Consider the following 1,609-nt stretch of genomic DNA (forward strand, 5'->3'; position numbering starts at 1 on the left):
GGACTGCCAGTGCAGCAGCTTCACCTTGTTGCGGGCCCTGTTGATGAAGATGTACACCGTACCGTTGTCCGGGCTCCGCTCCAGATCGTTGGCCACAAGGCCGCTAAGGCCGTTGAAGCCCTTGCGCATATCGGTGGGGCGCATGTACAGTTCGAAACGTTGGGAGGTGGTCAGTGCGAACATCTATACCGGGATCTCTATCTCGACGCCGCTTTTCAGGCGGATCACGATGTTGCGGTCCTCATGTTCAGGTGTTACCGAGATGGCGACAAAGTCTTTCTTTGGGGCGGCCGATCGCTCGGGCCGCGCCGTTTTGGAGACCCAATAGTGCAATTTCCCCGTGGTAAGGCCATGCGAGGCAGCAAATTCCTTTTGGCTCAGGCCGGAATCCCTGAATTCCTTGACCGACTTGTGCATCCGAGATGCATTGCCACTTTTTGTCATAACCTATATCTGTTTGCGACAAAGGTATGCCAGTGGCCAGAGTTGGGAAAGATGTACTTGCTCGGACGCTTACCTAAATAACGCCACAGCTCATATACAAACACGTTGTGTGTAATGCAAAAAATACGTCTTCGGAATAATATTTGTTTCCTAATTAAGAAACATCTACATTTGCATAAACATCGAAATGAATGAACCAAAAATTTAAAGTCGAATTACTTGAAGAGGTAAATCAATTTTTAGGCAGTCTTAACGAAAAGGCTCGTGACAAAATCATTTACAATCTGCGAAAAGCTCAAATTTTCAATGACAACGAACTTTTCAAGAAACTCAATGATAATGTTTGGGAATTTAGAACTCTTCACAATAAAACCAAATACAGACTTTTTGCTTTTTGGGATAAAACCAATAAAAACGAAACTCTTGTTATATCAACTCACGGAATTGAAAAGAAGACAGCCAAAACACCAAAAAAGGAAATTGAAAAGACAGAGCGGATAATGAAACAATATTTTGATGCCATAAAATAATGATATGGAAAATAAAGGAATGAAAATTTATAGTCTGGACGAGGTAACCGATAAATACATCGGAAAAAAAGGAACGCCAAAAAGGGACGAATTTGAAAACGAACTTCGGCTTGATTTAATCGGACACGCAATAAAGCAAGCACGCAAAGAACGGAATTTGACACAAGCACAACTTGGCGAATTGGTTGGTGTCCAAAAGGCACAGATTTCTAAAATAGAAAACCATTTAACCGACGCTCGATTTGACACAATACTTAAAGTTTTTAAGGCATTGAACGCCAAAATTAATTTCAACGTCGAACTGTTGAATCAAAATCTGAACTTAACATAAACAAGGAAAAGCACTACGCACACAAATTGTATAAACCATGGCTTGTCCTCACCCACTTGGAAAATCCTCCACGACGCTAAAGGTCGTGGCAGGTCGGATTTTCCTCTGGCAAGTATCTGTTTATTGGGTCCCGTATCGAATCCGCGCCACGGTCCATATACTGACCGTCAGACTGCGCAAAAACCTACCCTTTCTTAATAACTTTGTTGATTACCCTTAAAGCTTTAAGGGTCATAACATCCTGATATTGATTATCTTAATGTCATGGATTATATACAAGGTTTTGACAGGGACCAACTGGTCA

At 42.1% G+C, this 1,609-nt stretch carries 4 protein-coding genes; 2 read left to right on the forward strand and 2 right to left on the reverse strand.

Annotation, left to right across the window (positions count from 1 at the left end; all coding sequences use genetic code 11):
- Nucleotides 1-183, reverse strand: a 183-nt coding sequence (gene tnpB, locus ACEW8S_RS07635; protein ID WP_373517571.1) for an IS66 family insertion sequence element accessory protein TnpB, incomplete at its 3' end; no start/stop codon positions are given.
- Nucleotides 184-444, reverse strand: coding sequence for a hypothetical protein (locus tag ACEW8S_RS07640; RefSeq protein WP_373517572.1), 261 nt, complete (start codon nt 442-444; stop codon nt 184-186). It abuts the gene before it with no gap.
- A gap of 191 nt (nt 445-635) precedes the next feature.
- Here ACEW8S_RS07640 and ACEW8S_RS07645 point away from each other — a divergent pair, with 191 nt between their 5' ends.
- Together ACEW8S_RS07645 and ACEW8S_RS07650 are read left to right on the forward strand one after the other, a co-directional pair.
- Nucleotides 636-974, forward strand: a complete 339-nt coding sequence (locus ACEW8S_RS07645) for a type II toxin-antitoxin system RelE/ParE family toxin (RefSeq protein ID WP_373517573.1) — start codon at nt 636-638, stop codon at nt 972-974.
- 19 nt (nt 975-993) lie between these two features.
- A complete protein-coding gene (locus tag ACEW8S_RS07650; RefSeq protein ID WP_373517574.1) occupies nt 994-1,305 on the forward strand; it encodes a helix-turn-helix domain-containing protein in 312 nt (103 codons plus the stop codon).
- Nucleotides 1,306-1,609: the final 304 nt, after the last annotated feature.

This window comes from Pricia sp., assembly GCF_041745955.1.
Classification (GTDB): Bacteria; Bacteroidota; Bacteroidia; order Flavobacteriales; family Flavobacteriaceae; genus Pricia.

Excerpts from the sequence above, each read along its gene's own strand:
- ACEW8S_RS07640 (WP_373517572.1), bottom strand. The coding sequence starts at position 444 with ATGACAAAAAGTGGCAATGCATCTCGGATGCACAAGTCGGTCAAGGAA.
- ACEW8S_RS07645 (WP_373517573.1), top strand. The coding sequence starts at position 636 with ATGAACCAAAAATTTAAAGTCGAATTACTTGAAGAGGTAAATCAATTT.
- ACEW8S_RS07650 (WP_373517574.1), top strand. The coding sequence starts at position 994 with ATGAAAATTTATAGTCTGGACGAGGTAACCGATAAATACATCGGAAAA.